The following is a 17,335-nucleotide window of genomic DNA, read 5'->3' on the forward strand; positions in this document are numbered from 1 at the left end:
TACGACCCGCGCCACGCGGGGGGTGCGCGGGCGCGAACGTGGGCGCGAGCCGTACGGCGGGGTGGGCACGGCTCCTACCGGGGGACCGTTCCGTTCGTCGGCGCGGAGCGCCGGGGACCGCCGGGTTCAGCGGGTCGCCGACGCCTGGGCCTGGGGCTGGGTTCGGGCTTGGGTTCCAGCCCGGGTTCGGGTCTTGGCCTGGGTTCGGGCCTGGGTTCGGGCCTTGGCCTGAGGTCGGGCCGCCGTCACGCGCTCTGGACGCGGCCGACCGGCGTGTGGTGCCGGGGGGATCCGGTGCCGGCGCTCCGGGGACGGGCAACACCCGTGCTTCGGGAGGATCAGGGGCTCGGCGGAGGTGTCCGTGATCGCGTGCTCACCTGTGGTTCCCGGGCGCCGGTGCTCACTCATGGCTCGCGAACCCCTGGCTCGCGAAGCCCGGCCTGAGTCCTCGGGACGGGTGGAGACGGCGACGGCGGCGCCGATGGCGGCCGTACCGAGGGCGGGCGTGGCGGGGGCCGCGACGGCCACGGTGGTCTGGGTGGCCTCAGTGATCTCGGTGGCCTCGGTGGCCTCGGTGGCGGGAACGACCGTGACGCCGGAGACGGCGGAGGCGGGGGTGGGCAGGCCGCGGTGAGGGCTTGCAGCCGCAGTCAGGACAAGTAAGGAAAAGGTGCGCCGCATGATCGCTCCCATGGACGTGGAACCTGGGGGGTGAGGCGTCCGGACGGTCGGACCTTCAGCAGCGACGGCTGCCGCCGTCGAGTTTTCGCAGCTAGAAATCGTTCGGAGGGGAGGCACGAGCCATGGGCACCCCCAGTCGGCATTTCTTTTAGGAAAGTTTCCTAAGAGTTGTCGCGATCGTAGCCTTGACAGACCCCTGCCACAAGGCCCAAAAACGTCAGTCGTCGACGCGGCGCCGGGACGCGTTCCGGCGACCGTGTCCGGGGGCGCGAAGGAACGGCACGGCGACCCCGCGCCCACGGCCCTCCCCGCCCGTCACACCCGTCCGTCCGTCACACCTAGCCCGATCAGCCCCCGGTCGGTCCCGGGTCGGTCCCGGGTCGGCGGTGACCTTCGGGGCGCGATTCGTCGCGACCGACTGACGCGATTCGCCACGCTCGGATGACGTGATTCGCCACGCCCGCGTCGTGTCGTCCACGGCGGCCGGGCCACGTGATCCACGGCGCCCGGGTTACTCGGTTCACGGCATCCGGGTTACGCGGTTCGCGGCATCCGGGGGGCAGCGCCCGTGGCGTCCGGATAGCGCCGTACGTAGCCCCCGAGTGGCACCGTGCATGGCGTTCGGGAAACCCGGAAAAGGAGATAAGCACCTTTAGGCGGTACGGTAATGACGCATCCGTAACGCCCCCTGGAGTAACGCCGTGTTCTTTGGCATCACCGACATCTGGACCTACGTGGTCGGCGCCTTCTTCATCATCCTGCTGCCCGGCCCGAACTCGCTGTACGTGCTCAGCACTGCCGCCCAGCGCGGGGTGCGGCAGGGTTACCGGGGGGCGATGGGGGTCTTCGTCGGCGACACCGTCCTGATGGTGCTGGCGGCGGCGGGAGCCGCCTCCCTGCTGAAGTCGTCGCCCCTCCTGTTCAACGTCGTCAAGTACGCCGGCGCGGCCTATCTCGCGTGGATCGGGTTCCAGATGCTCCGGTCGGCCTGGCGCTCCTGGCGCTCCCCCGGCACCGTGGCCGAGGGCGCGGAGGCGGCCCCGGCTTCGGAGCGGACCGCGGAGAGCCCCTTCCGCAAGGCTCTGATCGTCAGCCTGATGAACCCGAAGGCGATCCTGTTCTTCATCTCGTTCTTCATCCAGTTCGTGGACCCCGCCTACGGCACCCCCGCGCTGTCGTTCCTGATCCTGGGCGCGATCTGCCAGCTGTTCAGCGTGCTCTACCTGTCGGCGCTGATCTTCGGCGGGACGTTCCTGGCCGGGCGGTTCCGGGCCCGCCGTGGACTGTCGGCCGGGCTGCGGACGGGCGTGGGCGCGCTGTTCATCGGCTTCGGGGCGAGGCTGGCCACGGCGACCCTCGGCTGACGCCGCCTACCGGCCCCTCCGCCGGCACCGGCCGTCCCGAGACCCGGGCGACGCCGGCACCGGCCGCCCCCGGCCTCGGCCTCGGATGACGCCGGCTACCGCGATCCCTGGTTGACCTTGATCGCGACGCTGACGAGCGAGAGGAACAGCTCGGCGTCGGCCCGGCCCTCGATGGACATGGACACCCACCCGGCGTCGGCGCCGGGGGTGATGCGATGGCAGTCGGTGAGCACCCGCGCCCACCGGTCGATCACGGGCTTGGTGAGGAGCAGCTGCGCGGTGTGGTCACCGGACATCCTCACGATCTCCCGGCCACCCGCCCGGAATCCCAGCCCTTTCCTGGTGCGTTTCAGCGCCAGGTCGGGCCAGCGGACGAGCTGGGCCGCGACGTTCTCGACACCCTCGGTGGAACGGCGGGACGCGTGCGTGCGCAGCACTGCCATGTCTCTCATCGTCGCGGACCGGACCCGATCGGGAAAGCTCCTGTTTCTCAACCGTTACCGGCATAGTGATCCTTTTCGTGAATCGTAATGATCCGCACCTATCTCATCCGTTATTGCAGTGTTATTGAGTTGTTTTCACGAGAGCACGGCACGGGGTCAGGTACGGTGAGTGGCCGGTGCACAGCCGGAAGAAACCCTCTCCGCAACCCCCCGCGACGGCCTGACATGCTCGTGTCATGCCGGGGTAGGCGTGAACGCCCAGCGCCTGCCGCCGCACCAGCCCGTGGAGCGTCATGAGCCACCAGCCCATCGTCTTCCCCCGCCTCGCCTCTCTCGCCAGGCAGGCGGCACCGAAGCTGCTGGAGGGCGTCGTCGCCCCCCTCGCCGTCTTCTACGCCGCGCTCGCGCTCCTCGGCCTGAAGGGCGCGCTGATCGCGGCGGTCACCTGGGTGTACGCGGGAGTGGGATGGCGGCTGGTCAGGCGCATCCCCGTGCCCGGCACGATGATCCTCGCCGTCATCGCGATCACCGTACGGGCGTTGCTGGGGTTCTGGACCGGGAGCGCGGTGATCTACTTCCTCCAGCCGGAGCTCGGGACGATCTGCATCAGCATGGTCTTCCTCGCCTCGGTACGGTTCAACCGCCCGCTGGTGCAGAAGCTGACCCTCGACTACATCCACCTGCCCTCGGCGGTGCTGAAACACGAGCGGGTCCGCCGGTTCTTCGCCCGCATCACCCTGCTGTGGGCCTTCGTGCTGCTGGCCAACTCCGCGGTGAGCATCTGGCTCCTGCTGCACGAGTCGATCGGCACCTACCTGCTGGTCCGCACCTCGGCCGTCGCCGTCATCAGCGGCCTGGCGGTGGCCTTCTCCCTGTACACCTTCCGCCGGATGCTGCGCCGCCTGCACTACGACCCCGTCGCCGCCCCGGCCGTCGCCGCCCCGCCCGCCTGAGCGGGGATCCGGCTCCTCCGTACGGAGAACCACGGCCGCGTGGGAAACCGCGGCGCGGTAGACGTGCGAATGAGGGGGCAGGGAGGTCTCCATGGTCATCGCGCGTCAACCGAAACGCTGGGCCGGGTTGCCCGTCTTCGCCGTCGCGCTCGTGCTGGTGGCTGTGGTGGGGTCGATGGCGGCCGCCGACGCCGGCGGGGAGTACCTGTCACTGGAACGACCCCCCTGGGCACCGCCGCAGTGGCTGTTCGGCCCGGCCTGGACGGTCCTGTACGTCATGATCGCCCTGTCCGGCTGGCTCGCCTGGTCGGCGCGCGGCCTGACACCGGCGCTCGGCGTCTACGCGGTCCAGCTCGTCCTCAACACCGCCTGGACACCGCTGTTCTTCGGCGCCGGGCGGTACGGCCTGGCGTTCGCGGAGATCGTCGTCCTCTGGCTCGCGATCGTCCTCAACATCGTCCTGTTCCGGCGGATCAGCCGCCCGGCCGCCTGGTTGCTGGTCCCCTACCTGCTGTGGGTGACGTACGCGGCCTCGCTGAACTTCGCGATCTGGCAGCTCAACTGAGTCGTGTCTCCACCCTGAGGAGGAGGGACCCCCGACCGAGGAAGGGGGTGGCTCGGGCCGTTCGAGCGATGTGGCCGGGTCCGCCCGGTTCCTAGAGTCGGCGGGACGGACCCCCGGTGATCTCAGGGATGTGATCCGGGAACACCGGGGTTCGTCCCGGATGTCCTGAGGATCATCGGGCGTCAGCGTGCTTCGTGAGACATTCGCGACCCCCCGGCTGGAGCCCGACGTGACACAGGCCATCCTCGACGCCCTGCACGATGTGATGACATCTCCATGGATCTACCTGGCGCTGTTCGCGCTGGCGATGCTCGACGGGTTCTTCCCGGTGGTCCCGGCGGAGACGTCCGTCATCACCGCCGGGGTGTTCGCCGCCGCCACCGGCGCGCCCGACCTGTTCCTGGTGATCGTGGTGGCCGCGCTGGGCGCGTTCGCGGGCGACCACATCTCGTACGCCATCGGGCGTACCACCAACGACCGGCTGCGCAACGGCAGGCGCAGCCGCAAGGCGTTCGCCTGGGCGGAGGGGGCGCTGGCCGAGCGGGGCGGGCTCGTCCTCGTGGTGGCCCGCTACATTCCCGGCGGCCGGACCGCCTGCACCCTGACCATGGGCGCGGTCGCCTATCCCCGGCGCTCGTTCGCCCTCTTCGACGCCGTCGCCGCGGTGTCCTGGGCGGTCTACTCGGGGCTGATCGGCTACGTGGGCGGCGCGGCCTTCGAGAACGACCCGATCAAGGGGCTGCTGCTCGGCCTCGGCATCGCCCTCACGGTCACCGTCGTGGTCGAGGTCGTCCGACACCTCCGCCGGCGCCGCATCGCGCCGGAGGCGGAGCTGGTCACCTCCGGTGACTGACGGCCGGGCGGCGCGACTGCGTGACGCGGAAGCGCCCGGACACGAAGGCGTCGTCGGTGAGGGAGGCGTTCCCCGCCGGATTGAGCCCGCTGACGTGGTAGTCGCTGTAGGCGGCGGAGAAGTTGAGCGGCATCGGGCCGGTGAGGTTGGAGGTGAGCGCGGCGCCCGCGAGGGCGAAGGCGTCCTCGGCCCGGCCCACGAAGTCCTCGTCGACCGAGTAGCAGAAGGCGGTGATCGCGCCCTTGTCCCTGGCGTCGGCGGAGGCCGTCCGCAGCGCGGCCTCCCGGTCCTCGGCCGGGACGAGGAAGGCGACCGGCCCGAACCGCTCCTCGCCGTAGACCGCCGGGTCCTCGGTGGCGAGCAGCAGCGGCCCGCTGGTGCGCGCCGCGGGGAACTCCGGGTGCTCGTACGGCGCGGCGTCCAGTAGCACGGTGCCCCGGTCGCGCAGCCCGTCCACCAGGGCGAGCGTGGCGGGCGACTGGATGGCCGCCAGCACGGAGGCCGCCCGCCTGGGCACGGTGGAGATCTGCCGTACGGCCTCGGCCAGGGCCTCGCCGACCTCCTCGAAGGAGACCGTTCCCGAGGAGGTCCGCACCCCCGCGCGGGGCACGAAGATGTTCTGCGGGCTGGTGCACATCTGCGCGGAGAACAGGCAGAGCGACCCGGCGACGGCCCGCAGCACGGGCGCGAGGTCGTCGGCGGAGTCGAGCACGACCGCGTTGAGCCCCGAGGTCTCGGTGTAGGAGATCGCCGGGAAGGCGTTCGCCTCCACCCAGGCGCCGAACGCGGCGCTCCCGGTGAAGTCGACGATCCGGCAGGCGGGATGGCCGATGAGCTCCTTGGCGACCGGCGCCTCGGCGGTGTCGACGGCCAGGGTGACCAGGCCGGGGTCGAACCCGGCCCCGGCGAGGACCTCACGGCAGGCGGCGACCGCCAGCGCCATCGGCAGCACCGCGGTGGGGTGCGGCTTGACGATCACCGGGTTGCCGGTGGCGAGGTTGGCGAAGATCGCCGGGTAGGCGTTCCAGGCGGGGAAGCTCGCGCAGGTGACGACGACCGCGACGCCGCGCGGCACGATCCGGTAGCGCTTGTCCAGGCTGAGCTCGGCGGTGCCGAAGCCTCGGGTCCAGGTCGCGTGCGGGGTGACCCGTTCCATCGCCGACCAGGCGGCGGCGATCGCCTCGATGCCCCGGTCGAGGGCGTTGGTGCCGCTCCCGGTGAAGCTCATCGCCGCGCTCTGGCCCGCGGTGTGCATGGTGGCGGGCACGAACTCGAAGGACCGCTCGTAGATCCGGTCGCAGGCGGCCAGGCAGAGCTCCGTCCTGGTCTCGGGGGTGGCGTCGCGCCAGGCGGGCCAGGCGGCCAGGGCGGTCCGGTAGACCTCGTCGGCGCTCGCGACCGGGTAGGCGACGCCCAGCGGCTCGCCGGTGTAGGGCGAGACCTCACCCCGGGCGACGGCGGGCGAACCGGGGTGTTCCGGCAGGTCGAACCGGCCGCCGAGGCGGGACTCGTGGGCCTTCAGCCCGGCCTCCCGCGCGGCCTCGCCCCCGGGGTGGCGGGAGGGGGCCTCGGGGTAGGCGCTCCAGCTCTCCCTGGTACGCCTGGCCTCGACCGCCCGTACGAGCCGTGCCGATCGATCGGTGCTCATGACCGCCTCCGAATCCGTGCCGAACGCTCGGTGCTCATGACCGCTTCCAGGTCCGTGCCGAACGCTCGGCGTTCGATGACCGCTTCCGGCCCCGTATCGACCGTCCGGCGTTCACGGCCGCCCCAGGCCCGTGCCGGCCGCCCGGTGTTCACGACCGCCTCCAGATCAGGGTGTGCCATCGGCCGCCCTCCTCGGCGGCGAGGATCAGGCGGTCGCCGTCGGCGTTCAGCTCGCGGACCTGGACGGTGCCGGCGAAGGCCGGGTTGAGCGCCACCTCGACGTCGTGGGCGACGTAGCCGTCGCGGACCTCGTAGCGGCCCGCGTAGGCGAAGAACGACGTGAACGCCCCGGCCAGCGCCTCCGGGGGCGCCTGTCGCGGGCTGGTGCCGGGCAGCGGGGCGCGCCCGGCCCGCGCGATCGTCGCGCTCATGTGGCCGTCGGGGGTGTAGCAGAGCAGGCCCACCGCGTCCGTGCCGAAGGGGTGCGAGACCCGTCCGCCGGCACCGACGATCCGCCACTCGACCAGGCGCCAGGCGCCCACGAGATTCATGCCCGAGAAACTACGATAAGAGAAGCCAGCAGGTCAACAGCCCCGACGCGAATCTCGGGGAATTCCCTGCGAAGTCAGGGTGAACCCCTATGGCTCCGGCACCTCCCGCCGGGAGACGCTTCGACTGTTCACCGCGAGTCCCTCAACGGACGCCTCCACGAGGCGATCCGGTCATCTCGCCATGTCTTCATCTGCTTGGGAGGAGTGTGCATGACTGTGCTGGCGGCCGGCCTGGCGTTGCTGGGTTCCCTGTTCTTCGCGCTCGGCGCCGCGCTGCAGCAGTTCGAGGCGGCGAGCACGTCCCGCGCCGGTCTCGGATACCTGGTCAGGCGCCCCCGATGGCTGCTCGGCGGCCTCGCCATCGCGGGCGGCACGGCCCTGCACATCGTCGCGCTGAAGTACGGCCCGCTCACCCTGGTGCAGCCGATGGGCGTGGCCAGCCTCCTGTTCGCCCTGCCGTGTGCCGCGGCCCTGCAACGCCGCAGGCCGCGGCCCGGCGAGCTGGCCTCGGCGGCGGTGATCGCCATCGGGCTGATCGGCCTGGTGCTGGTCGTGCCCGAGCACGGCGGGAACCCGCACCTCAGCACCCGGGAGGCGGTGACCCTGCTCGTGACGGCGGCCGGGGCCGCCCTGGCGCTGTGGGCCGTCGCGAGGCGGGCCGCCCCCGCGGCGCGGGCCTGCCTGCTCGCCGTGGGCGCGGGCGTGCTGTACGGCGCGACCGCCACGCTCACCCGCGTCCTGGTCGACGGCGACTGGCAGCTCTGGTTCCTGTTCGCCGTCCCGATGCCCGCCGTGATCGCGCTGGCGCTGCTCCAGCGCGCCTACGCCGTCGGACACTTCGGCGTGGCGTTCGCCGCGCTGCAGGTGGCCGATCCCCTCACCGCCGTCGCCTTCGGCGCCCTCCTGCTCGGCGAGCCACTGCCGACCGGCGCGGCGAGCACGCTCACCGCCCTCGCGGCGGCCGCGCTCACCGCCGCCGGGACCGTGGCACTGGCCCGCAACACCCCGATGTCCCCCTCACCCGAGGTGACAGCACGATGAACGGAGCACCGATGGTCATGCCGGCCACCGCACCCCTGCGTACCCCCGCGCAGGCCCCCGCCCTCCTCGCCACCCGGGCCCGCCGGGTGCTGATCGGGGCCGACACCTACCCGCCGGACGTGAACGGCGCCGCCTACTTCGCCCACCGGCTCGCCCAGGGTCTGGCCGAGCGGGGGAACGAGGTCCACGTGGTGTGCGCCTCGGACGAGGGGCCGGGCAGGACCGAGCAGGTGGACGGGGTCACCGTGCACCGGCTGCGCTCGGCGCCGGTGCTGGTCCACCCGACCATGCGGGTCACGGTGCCGACCCGGCTGGACCGGCTGATCGACAGGATCGCCCCTGACGTGGTCCACGTGCAGGCGCACTTCGTCGTCGGCCGGGCGGCGATCTCCGCCTCCCGGCGCGCGGGTATCCCGGTCGTGGCGACCAACCACTTCATGCCGGACAACCTCTTCCAGTTCGCGCACATCCCGGGGCGGCTCCGCGAGCGGGCGGGCGCGCTGGCCTGGAAGGACTTCAACCGCGTCTTCTCCAAGGCCGACCGCGTCACCACGCCCACCGAGATCGCGGCCGGGCTGCTCACGGGCAAGGGCTTCGGCCCGCCGGTGGAGCCCATCTCCTGCGGCATCGACCTGACGAGGTTCCAGCCGCGCGCCGAGCCGAAGGCGTGGGCCCGCAGGGCCTTCGGCCTGCCCGACCGGGACACGATCGTGTTCGTCGGACGGCTGGACGAGGAGAAGCGGCTGGACGAGCTCATCCGCGCCCTGCCGTACGTGCTCAACCACACCGACGCGCAGATCGCGCTGGCCGGTACCGGCGGGCAGCAGGCGGCGCTCGCCAGGCTGGCCGACCGCATCGGGGTCGGGAACCGGGTGTCCTTCCTCGGGTTCGTCCCCGACGAGACGCTGCCCCAGGTGTACGCCGCCGGTGACGTCTTCGCCATGCCGGGCGTCGCGGAGCTGCAGAGCATCGCCACGCTGGAGGCGATGGCGAGCGGCCTGCCGGTCGTCGCCGCGGACGCGATGGCCCTGCCGCACCTGGTACGGCCCGGCGAGAACGGCCACCTCTTCCGGCCCGGCGACGTCCAGGAACTGGCCCGATACCTGGGCGCCCTGCTCGCCTCCCCCGGGACGCGTACCGCGATGGGCGCCGCGAGCCGCGCCATCGCGCTGACCCACGACCACCAGGCCTCCCTGACCAGGTTCGAGCGGATCTACCAGGAGGTGGCGCGGTGAGCTCCGGGACGATCCGCCAGGAGACGGGACCGGACCCCGAGACGGTTCACCGGGAGGCGGAACCCAACTCCGAGACGGCCCACCGGAAGGCGGCGCGATGAACTCCGAAGCGAACCACCGGAAGGCGGCGCGATGAACCTCGAAGCGAACCACCGGGAGGTGGCGGGGTGAACGAGGACCCGCCGTCCCGCTGGCCCGGTGTGGCCGGGCCGCTGCTCGCCCTCGCCGCGATGGGCTACGCGCACCTGGTCACGGCGGACACGGTGAACCCGCTGAACGACCTGATCAGCGACTACGCGCTGCTCGACGACAGCGCCTGGGCGACGGTGGGCGGCACGATCGCCCTGGCGATGGGCTGCCTCTGGGTCGCGTACCTGCTGGCCCGGGTGGAGCCGGTGCGCGGTGCCGCGTCACGCGCGCTGTTCGTGGCCTCGGCGCTGGGACTCCTTCTCACCGCCGCGTTCCCCACCGACGCCGCGCCCGGCGTCGTCTCGGTCGCCGGGGAGATCCACCGCTGGTCGGCGGCCGTGGTCTTCACCGCGCTGCCCTGCGCGGGGTGGATGCTCGGCCGCCGGTCGGGGAACGGGCCCCTGGCGACGGTCTCCGTCCTGTCGACGGTGTTCCTCGCCTGGTTCCTGGCCGCCCACCCGGGATCGCCGTTCTCGGAGCTGATCGACGGCGCCGGGCACTACGGCCTGGTTCAACGGCTGCTGGTGCTCTCCGAGACGACGCTGATCCTGCTGGCCGCCCTCTGGCCGGGGCACCCCGCTCGCCGACCGGCGGTGACGGGACGGGGCATGACGATCCCCGCCCAGCCGGGTCCGGACGACACCCGGCGCCCTCGGCAGCCGATCGGGCTCGACTGACGGCGAAGGAGCTCCCTTGAATCGCCCATGAGCGAGTAAACGAGACATGCAGCACGTACCTATCGCGTCTTACCTACGCTAACGTAGGTTACGGTTGCGTAGTCTTCGAGGGAGAAACCTGATGCGAGAGTTCAGTGAGACCGAGCTGCTGCTCGAACTTGAGCCTGTCGTCGCGGGGGAGCTGGACCGGCACCACAAGGTGGCCAAGGAGTGGTTCCCGCACGAGTACGTCCCCTGGTCCGAGGGGCGTAACTACGACGGCCTCTACGGCGGGGACGCCTGGGTCGAGACCGACACCAAGATCCCCGAGGAGGCCCGCGTCTCCCTCATCGTGAACCTGCTGACCGAGGACAACCTCCCCAGCTACCACCACGAGATCGCCACGACCCTGGGCCGCGACGCGGCGTGGGGCACCTGGGTGCACCGCTGGACCGCCGAGGAGGGCCGCCACGGCACCGCCATCCGCGACTACCTGACGGTCACCCGCGCGGTCGACCCGGTCGCGCTGGAGCGGGCCCGGATGGTGCACATGAGCGAGGGCTTCACCAACTCCTACGACGGCGTGCTCGCCTCGGTGGCGTACGTCTCCTTCCAGGAGCTCGCCACCCGCATCTCGCACCGCAACACCGGCAGGGCCTCCGAGGACCCCAACTGCGAGCGGCTGCTCGCCAGGATCGCCGCCGACGAGAACCTGCACATGCTCTTCTACCGCAACCTGCTCAACGCGGCCTTCAAGCTCGCCCCCGACCAGACCATGCGCGCCGTGACCGACGTCGTCACCACCTTCCAGATGCCGGGAACCGGCATCGAGGGCTTCACCCGCAAGGCCATGACCATCGCCAACGCCGGGATCTACGACCTGCGCCTGCACATGGACGACGTCCTGCAGCCGGTCCTGCGCCAGTGGGACGTGTTCAACATGAAGGACCTCGGCCCCGAGGGCGAGAAGGCCCGCGAGGAGCTCTCCGAGTTCCTCGACCGGCTGGAGACCACCGCCTCCCGCTTCGTCGAGCGCCGCGAGGCCCGCCGCGCCCGCCAGGCCGCCGGGGCCTGATCCCTCTTCCGGCCACCGCGTCCCTCCCCGCGGTACGCATCCCTGTCCGGGCCGCCGCGGTATTCGCCTCGCGGTGGCCCGGCGTCAGCCGCCGTCGCCCGGTCGCCCGGTCCCGCCGCGACCTCAGCCGCGCGCGCGGATCAGCATGACCAGCCCGGCGACGAACGACCCGAGCAGGACCGGCGACAGGACCGCGAGGCCGCCCCACACGACGACGCCGAGATAGCCGAGCGCGGACGAACCGTACGCCGGGTCGGCGTCAGCGGCCGCGAACAGCCCCAGGCCGAGGACGACACCGGCCACCGTGAGCGCGATCGGCGTCCACAGGAGGGCGCGGGCCCACACGCGGTACGTCCGGCTGCGGGCACGCCGGGCCGACGGCACGTTCGGCTGCGGAGGATAGCCGGCGAATTCGCTCATGCCGCATTTGTACCAGCCCGCGTGGGTCCCGCACCGCGGTTCAGCGGCCCTGGCGGCCTTCACGTTCCCGGTGGGCCCTGGCTTCCCGACGGCGCAGGTCGACCCGGCCCTGCCATTCGTAGATCGCGTCGTATCCCGCCATGCCGAGCGCGATCAGGCCCAGGAGCCCGGTGATCACCGTGACCGGGATCAGGTTCAGCGCCCTGCACAGCACGGCCACGACCAGGAGCCCGACGCCGATACCGAGGCTCCACCTCCCAAGGCCGCTCATGTCGCCACCAGCTCTCCGGGCAGCGCACGCGGCCCGTTCGTCCCGACTTCCTGAAGTGTGTATGTCACCGGTGTCCGTTCGTCGTCGTGCTCGTTGCCCGCAGCACGCGGAGTACGGAGCATAGAAGATCCCCGTACTGGGCGTACCCGGCCGTTCCGACAACACCAGATTCGTCGGACATGACCTGGCTGTACCGTCCCGGCAGATCGGTGACACGGCTGACGGGTGGTTGACCTCCGGGCTCGGTGTCTCTCAGACCGCGGCGACCAGCTCGCGAGCCGGGGAGCCGCCGGCCTCCGGCCGCAGGCGGCGCAGGAAGACCAGCACGAGCAGCGCGGCCAGGCCGATGGTGACCGGGGGGACGAGGAAGGCGAACTCCGCGCCGAAGCGGTCCACGAGCTGGCCCGCGACGGCCGCGCCCGCCGCGATGCCCATGCCGACGGAGCCGTTGAGCCAGGTGAAGGTCTCGGTCCTGACCTCGGCCGGGATGAGACCCTCGACCAGGGTGTAGCCGGTGATGACGGCCGGGGCGATGACGAAACCGGCCACGGCGGCTCCGGCGTACAGCAGCGGCACGGATCCGGCGAGCGTCAGGGTGACGGTGGCCGCGGAGAGCAGGCCGAAGGCGGCGACCAGCCTGGCCGGGGCGCCGATCCGCCAGCGGACCACGCCGTAGAGGATGCCTCCGACGAAGCTCGCGCCGGAGAAGCTCGCGTAGACCGGTCCGGCTGCGCCGGCCTGGCCGAGGGCCGCGGTGTAGGAGGTGACGCCGACCTGGAGGCTGCCGAAGACGGTGCCGAGGGCGACGAAGGCGAGCGCGAGCACGGCCACCCCGCGCAGCCGCAGCACGCCGTGCTGGGAACGGACCCGGACCGGCATCGGTTCGGGGGCGCCCCTGCGGACCCCGGCGAACGCGAGCGTGCCCACCACGACCATGACGAGCGCCACCGACAGCGCCCACACCGGCGAGAACCCGGTCGAGATGGCCACGAGAAACACCGGGGCGAGCGTGAAGGTCAGCTCGTCGGTGATGGATTCGAGGGCGAAGGCCGTGTCCAGCCTGCCCGACCGGCCCAGCACGTACGCCCAGCGGGCGCGGACCATCGAGCCGACCTGCGGCATCGTCGCCCCGGCCAGCGCCGAGACGACCACCAGCGAGACCGCGGAGGCGTGCGCCGAGGCGAGCACCAGCAGGGCGCCCAGCGCGACGGCGTGCACGACGACCTGCGGGACCAGCACCCTCGCCTGCCCGTACCGGTCGGCGAGCCGCCCGGTACGCGGGCCGACCAGCGCGGGCGCCACCGCGGCCACCGCGGCGGCGACCCCGGCCGCGCCGTACGAGCCGGTGGACCAGTGCACGAGCAGCAGCACGCCGAGCTGGAGCATCGCGTTCGGAAGGCGCGCGACGAAGGCGGGAAGCAGGAAGCGCCACGCTCCGGGCGAGCCGAGCACGGCGAAGTACGAGGTCAACATCTCTCCGTCCATCGTCCAGACGGAGACTCCGCCCGGTTCGGGAGCCCACCTGGGTGGGCTTCGACCGGGGTTGATACCGCTTGCGCGGCCGCCGAGCGGTCATCGTGTGCGTCCATCCTGAACGCACCGACGAGCCACCTTATGCCACGAACCACCATCGTCCGAACCCGGCCTCTCTCCGGCCGAGGTCGCGGGTCAATCGGCCGAACGCCCCAGGGGCTGTCGCCGGGAGGCGCCGATGCTGCCGAGCAGGGTGAGTGCCTGGGCGCTGGGACTACCGGGTTCGGCGTGGTAGATGATCAGCTGCTGGCCGGGCGCGTCGCGCACGTCGAAGGCCTGATAGGTAAGGACCAGGGGGCCGACGTCCGGGTGTACGAGGTGTTTCGCGTCCCGGGTCTTGCCCCGCACGTCGTGCGCGCTCCACAGGGTCGCGAACTCGCCGCTCTGCTCGGTCAGGGTCCGTACGAGCTCGCGGAGCCGGGGATGCCCGGGGTCGAAGCCGGCCGCCTGCCTCAGATTGGCCACGGTGGCCTGGGCGGCCCAGTTCCAGCGGGTGTAGAAGTGCCGCCCGGCGGGGTCGAGGAAGGTCATCCGGGCCAGGTTGTCGGCGGGCTCGAAGGGTGAGAACAGAGCGTCGGCCAGCGCGTTGGCGGCGAGGATGTCCAAGGTGCGGTTGATGACGAACGCGGGAGTGTTCGGGTAGCCGTCCATCAGCTGGCGCAGTGCGGGACTGACCATGTCCAGGATCTGCCCTGGCCGCTCATCCGGCGCGGCGCCCGCCAGCCGGTACAGGTGCGCGCGGGCGTCGACATCCAGGTGTAAGGCACGGCTGAGCGCGTCGAGCACCTGGGGGGAGGGATGGCGTTCGCGCCCCTGTTCCAGTCGGGTGTAGTAGTCGGCGTTCATACCGGCCAGAACGGCGACCTCCTCGCGCCGCAGTCCGGCGACCCTGCGGACCCCGTAGGTCGCCATGCCGACGTCTTCTGGCCGAAGGCCCGAACGGCGTGCGCGCAGAAAGTCTCCCAGCTCATTGTTGGCCATGCCCCCAGGCTAGGCGGGCGGACAGCGGCCTGCCCGGGTGTGTCGCACCCAGGCGGCGAGCGTCCTGGTTGACGGTCCGCGCTCAGCCCAGACTCGGTGACGAAGGACAGATCACCATGTGAGGGAGAAGAGCATGACGAGAACCACCGATGACGGGAAGGTGGACGTGGCCGGCATGTGGGTGACCGCGGACGGCCACATCCGCCAGGAGCTGCGGGCGGACGGCCGGTACGACGAGGCACGCGGCGGTCGGCGCAGTGCGTACACCGGCCGGTACACGGTGACCGGCGGCCATCTGGACTACGTCGACGACACCGGGTTCACCGCCACGGGTGACATCCGCGACGGCGTGCTCTACCACGAGCACCTCGTGCTGTACCGGGAGAAGGAGCAGGCATGAGGGCATCGGCCAAGATCATCGCGGTCACCGGGGCGAGCAGCGGGATCGGCGAGGCGACCGCGCTCCGCCTGGCCGCCGACGGCCATCACCTCCTCCTCGGCGCGCGGCGTACGGACCGGCTGGAACAGTTGACGGCGAAGATCATCTCTGACGGTGGCAGCGCCTCGTTCCGGCGGCTGGACGTCACCGAAGCCGCTGACGTGCGGACCTTCGTGGCCGCCGCGCGGGAGCGGTACGGGCGCCTGGACGTGATGGTCAACAACGCCGGCGTGATGCCGCTGTCACCTCTCGCGGAACTGAAGGTCGACGAGTGGGACCGGATGATCGACGTGAACGTCCGCGGGGTACTGCACGGCATCGCCGCCGCCCTGCCGGTCATGCGGGAGCAGGGCGGCGGGCACTTCGTGAACATCGCCTCGGTCGGCGCCTACGAGGTGTCGCCGACCGCCGCGGTGTACTGCGCCACCAAGTTCGCGGTGCGCGCGATCTCCGAAGGGCTGCGCCAGGAGTCCGCGGGCGACATCCGGGTAAGCGTCGTCTCCCCCGGTGTCACCGAGTCCGAGCTGGCCGACTCCATCTCGGACCCGGTGGCCCGCGAGGCCATGAAGACCTACCGGTCGGTGACCATCCCGGCCGAGGCGATCGCGGACGCCATCGCCTTCGCGATCGGCCGCCCCCCCGAGGTCGACGTCAACGAGATCGTGATACGCCCGGCCGCCGGCGCCCAGTGACGGCGTCATGCCGGAGCCTGATCCGGGAACGGGCGACCAGGCACGGCGGGCGGACGCCCGGATCGACGGCATCATCGAGAACAATGCGGGCGAGATCATCGGCATTGAGGTCAAGGCTTCGGAGACTGTGCGTTCCGAGGACTTCCGAGGCTTGCGCCTCCTGCAGCGCAAGCTCGGATCCCGGCTGCGTGCCGGGTTCGTTCTCTACTGCGGCCAGGATTCCCTGAGTTTCGGCGACGGGCTCTCCTGCCTACCGATCTCCGCATTGTGGACGACGGGCAGTAAATGACCCTTTTTCATCAAGCACTCGTTTACCAGGGAAACCTTGTACGCGGGCCGCGAAGGCGAACCGGCAGAGGCCAGATGAGCGTCATGAGGTTCGACCGCTGATCTTCTCCACATGGTGAAGGTCACCGCGGTCCCACGGGGAGCCGGTGCCGACGGCCGAGCGCAGTGACGGCCAGGTCAGGACCGCGAGGGCGGCGGCGAGGGCGGCGACGGCCACCATCGCCCCCGGCAGGCCGGTCGCCTCGGCCCAGCGTCCGACGTAGACCGGACCGGCGAGGAACCCCAGGTAGGCCACGGTGGTCACCACGGACGTCGCCCTCCCCCTCGCCGCCTCGCCGACGTGTGCCGCGACGACGCCCATCAGCATGGGGAAGAGCACCGCCGTACCGGCCGCGGCGAGGGCCAGTCCCAGCAGGACCACCGGGACGGCCGTCGCGACGGACACCAGCGCGGTCCCGGCCGCGGCCGTCACGGCGCCGGAGACGAGCACGGCCGCGGCGTGCCGGGAACCGACCGCGCCGGCCGCGAAGCGGGTGAGGGCGACGACGGCGGCGAAGACCGCGGGACCCGCCGCGGCGAGCGCGGGACCCGCGCCGGCCACGTCGGCCAGATAGACCGCGCCCCAGCTCTGGTGGGCGTTCTCCACGGCGAAGGCGAGCGCGCCCAGGCCGCCGACCACGAGCAACGGGAACAGGCGCACGGCGCGCCCCCGCCGTTCGCCACCCCGGACGGCCCCCGCCGCGTCCGGAACGGTTCTCTCCGAGACCGGGACGGTCCCCTCTGCGATCGGGACGACCGAGGCGACCGGGACTGCCGGGACTGCCGGGACTGCCGGGACTGCCGAGGCGATCAAGGCGTCTGAGGCGTCTGAGGCGTCCGAGAGGGAGACCGCGGGGACGCTCCGCCGGTCGGCCACGACGCTGAGTGCCGCGCCTACCGCGATCCCCGCGACCAGCAGGAACGGCACGACGACCGGCGCCCCGAGGCCGCCGAGCAGCAGCCCGGCGGAGAGGCTGCCGACCACCACCATGGCGGAGAAGGTGCCGTGCGCGCGGGTGATGACCGGCCGGCCGGAGGTCCGCTCCGCCGAGGCCGCCGCCGAGTTGATCGCGACGTCGGCCGCTCCGGAGGAGGCGCCGAGCAGCGCCAGCCCCGCCGACAGGCTCCAGAGGTCGCGGCCCGCCACGGCCACCAGCGTCCCCACCGCGCCGAGCGTCATCAGCAGGAGCGCGGCCACCCGGAGCCCCCAGCGGTCGACCGCCCTCCCGGTGACGAGCATCGCGGGCAGCGCCCCCGCCCCGACGAACAGCAGCGCCGTGCCCAGTTGCCCGTCACTGAGCTCCGCCTGCGCGCGGATCGCGGGCACCGAGGCACCCCACACTCCCCAGAAAGCACCGAACGCGGCGAACCCCATATAAGCCGTACGCGCCCGAACTCCGCCCTCTCCTCCTGACATGT

Annotated in this window: 20 protein-coding genes; 12 read left to right on the forward strand and 8 right to left on the reverse strand. The window is 71.9% G+C overall.

All coding sequences use genetic code 11. The features are described 5' to 3' along the window. Nucleotides 1–406 precede the first annotated feature (406 nt). Together ACFFRH_RS28485 and leuE are read left to right on the forward strand one after the other, a co-directional pair. A complete protein-coding gene (locus ACFFRH_RS28485; RefSeq protein WP_344747567.1) occupies nucleotides 407–634 on the forward strand; it encodes a hypothetical protein in 228 nt (75 codons plus the stop codon). A gap of 748 nt (nucleotides 635–1,382) precedes the next feature. After that, on the forward strand, nucleotides 1,383–2,045 hold the full coding sequence (gene leuE / locus ACFFRH_RS28490) for a leucine efflux protein LeuE (protein ID WP_344747569.1): 663 nt from the start codon (nucleotides 1,383–1,385) through the stop codon (nucleotides 2,043–2,045). 95 nt (nucleotides 2,046–2,140) lie between these two features. Here leuE and ACFFRH_RS28495 read toward each other — a convergent pair whose 3' ends face one another. Beyond that, nucleotides 2,141–2,488: a luciferase domain-containing protein gene (locus ACFFRH_RS28495; protein WP_344747570.1), complete on the reverse strand. Its 348-nt coding sequence runs from the start codon at nucleotides 2,486–2,488 to the stop codon at nucleotides 2,141–2,143. 293 nt (nucleotides 2,489–2,781) lie between these two features. Between ACFFRH_RS28495 and ACFFRH_RS28500 the strand changes: the two genes are divergently transcribed. From ACFFRH_RS28500 to ACFFRH_RS28510, 3 genes are all read left to right on the forward strand, one after another. Then, entirely contained in the window at nucleotides 2,782–3,441 is a 660-nt protein-coding gene (locus ACFFRH_RS28500; RefSeq protein ID WP_386160858.1) for a VC0807 family protein, read from the forward strand. A 91-nt stretch (nucleotides 3,442–3,532) separates the two neighbouring features. Further along, nucleotides 3,533–4,006 (forward strand): TspO/MBR family protein, encoded by a 474-nt coding sequence (locus ACFFRH_RS28505; RefSeq protein ID WP_386160860.1) that lies wholly within the window; start codon nucleotides 3,533–3,535, stop codon nucleotides 4,004–4,006. A gap of 187 nt (nucleotides 4,007–4,193) precedes the next feature. Then, the gene (locus tag ACFFRH_RS28510; RefSeq protein ID WP_344747573.1) at nucleotides 4,194–4,859 is read left to right on the forward strand and encodes a DedA family protein; all 666 of its coding nucleotides are present in this window, start codon (nucleotides 4,194–4,196) and stop codon (nucleotides 4,857–4,859) included. Here the strand turns inward: ACFFRH_RS28510 and paaN are convergent. Further along, complete coding sequence (gene paaN / locus ACFFRH_RS28515; RefSeq protein WP_344747574.1) at nucleotides 4,843–6,507, reverse strand: phenylacetic acid degradation protein PaaN; 1,665 nt, start codon at nucleotides 6,505–6,507, stop codon at nucleotides 4,843–4,845. The genes ACFFRH_RS28510 and paaN overlap by 17 nt on opposite strands. A 148-nt stretch (nucleotides 6,508–6,655) precedes the next feature. Continuing rightward, the gene (locus ACFFRH_RS28520; protein WP_344747575.1) at nucleotides 6,656–7,057 is read right to left on the reverse strand and encodes a lipocalin-like domain-containing protein; all 402 of its coding nucleotides are present in this window, start codon (nucleotides 7,055–7,057) and stop codon (nucleotides 6,656–6,658) included. Nucleotides 7,058–7,267: 210 nt separating this feature from the next. On the opposite strand from ACFFRH_RS28520, the gene ACFFRH_RS28525 reads away from it, so the two are divergent. The 4 genes from ACFFRH_RS28525 (at nucleotide 7,268) to ACFFRH_RS28540 (ending at nucleotide 11,253) form a co-directional block, all read left to right on the forward strand. After that, the gene (locus ACFFRH_RS28525) at nucleotides 7,268–8,098 is read left to right on the forward strand and encodes a DMT family transporter (RefSeq protein WP_344747576.1); all 831 of its coding nucleotides are present in this window, start codon (nucleotides 7,268–7,270) and stop codon (nucleotides 8,096–8,098) included. An 11-nt stretch (nucleotides 8,099–8,109) separates the two neighbouring features. Beyond that, nucleotides 8,110–9,333 carry a glycosyltransferase gene (locus tag ACFFRH_RS28530; protein ID WP_386160958.1) on the forward strand — a complete coding sequence of 408 codons (1,224 nt, stop codon included), beginning with the start codon at nucleotides 8,110–8,112 and terminating at the stop codon, nucleotides 9,331–9,333. Nucleotides 9,334–9,500: 167 nt separating this feature from the next. Then, nucleotides 9,501–10,199: a DUF998 domain-containing protein gene (locus ACFFRH_RS28535; protein WP_344747578.1), complete on the forward strand. Its 699-nt coding sequence runs from the start codon at nucleotides 9,501–9,503 to the stop codon at nucleotides 10,197–10,199. Nucleotides 10,200–10,320: 121 nt separating this feature from the next. Then, nucleotides 10,321–11,253: an acyl-ACP desaturase gene (locus ACFFRH_RS28540; protein ID WP_344747579.1), complete on the forward strand. Its 933-nt coding sequence runs from the start codon at nucleotides 10,321–10,323 to the stop codon at nucleotides 11,251–11,253. 123 nt (nucleotides 11,254–11,376) lie between these two features. On the opposite strand, the gene ACFFRH_RS28545 is transcribed toward ACFFRH_RS28540, so the two are convergent. From ACFFRH_RS28545 to ACFFRH_RS28560, 4 genes are all read right to left on the reverse strand, one after another. Next, nucleotides 11,377–11,673, reverse strand: coding sequence for a hypothetical protein (locus tag ACFFRH_RS28545; RefSeq protein WP_344747580.1), 297 nt, complete (start codon nucleotides 11,671–11,673; stop codon nucleotides 11,377–11,379). 40 nt (nucleotides 11,674–11,713) lie between these two features. Next, nucleotides 11,714–11,944, reverse strand: a complete 231-nt coding sequence (locus ACFFRH_RS28550) for a hypothetical protein (protein WP_344747581.1) — start codon at nucleotides 11,942–11,944, stop codon at nucleotides 11,714–11,716. Between the two features lie 252 nt (nucleotides 11,945–12,196). Beyond that, on the reverse strand, nucleotides 12,197–13,417 hold the full coding sequence (locus ACFFRH_RS28555; RefSeq protein ID WP_344747582.1) for an MFS transporter: 1,221 nt from the start codon (nucleotides 13,415–13,417) through the stop codon (nucleotides 12,197–12,199). 195 nt (nucleotides 13,418–13,612) lie between these two features. After that, the gene (locus ACFFRH_RS28560; protein ID WP_344747583.1) at nucleotides 13,613–14,458 is read right to left on the reverse strand and encodes a helix-turn-helix transcriptional regulator; all 846 of its coding nucleotides are present in this window, start codon (nucleotides 14,456–14,458) and stop codon (nucleotides 13,613–13,615) included. Nucleotides 14,459–14,591: 133 nt separating this feature from the next. On the opposite strand from ACFFRH_RS28560, the gene ACFFRH_RS28565 reads away from it, so the two are divergent. The 3 genes from ACFFRH_RS28565 to ACFFRH_RS28575 are packed head-to-tail and all read left to right on the forward strand — an operon-like array spanning nucleotide 14,592 to nucleotide 15,878. After that, nucleotides 14,592–14,858 (forward strand): Atu4866 domain-containing protein, encoded by a 267-nt coding sequence (locus tag ACFFRH_RS28565; RefSeq protein WP_344747584.1) that lies wholly within the window; start codon nucleotides 14,592–14,594, stop codon nucleotides 14,856–14,858. Beyond that, entirely contained in the window at nucleotides 14,855–15,589 is a 735-nt protein-coding gene (locus ACFFRH_RS28570) for an SDR family oxidoreductase (RefSeq protein WP_344747585.1), read from the forward strand. Before ACFFRH_RS28565 ends, ACFFRH_RS28570 begins: the two co-directional genes overlap by 4 nt. 7 nt (nucleotides 15,590–15,596) lie before the next feature. Further along, nucleotides 15,597–15,878 carry a DUF4143 domain-containing protein gene (locus ACFFRH_RS28575; RefSeq protein WP_344747587.1) on the forward strand — a complete coding sequence of 94 codons (282 nt, stop codon included), beginning with the start codon at nucleotides 15,597–15,599 and terminating at the stop codon, nucleotides 15,876–15,878. An 81-nt stretch (nucleotides 15,879–15,959) separates the two neighbouring features. Here the strand turns inward: ACFFRH_RS28575 and ACFFRH_RS28580 are convergent, their stop codons facing one another. After that, a complete protein-coding gene (locus tag ACFFRH_RS28580) occupies nucleotides 15,960–17,333 on the reverse strand; it encodes an MFS transporter (protein ID WP_344747588.1) in 1,374 nt (457 codons plus the stop codon). Between the last annotated feature and the right edge of the window lie 2 nt (nucleotides 17,334–17,335).

This window comes from Streptosporangium vulgare, assembly GCF_042428775.1.
Classification (GTDB): domain Bacteria; phylum Actinomycetota; class Actinomycetes; order Streptosporangiales; family Streptosporangiaceae; genus Streptosporangium; species Streptosporangium vulgare.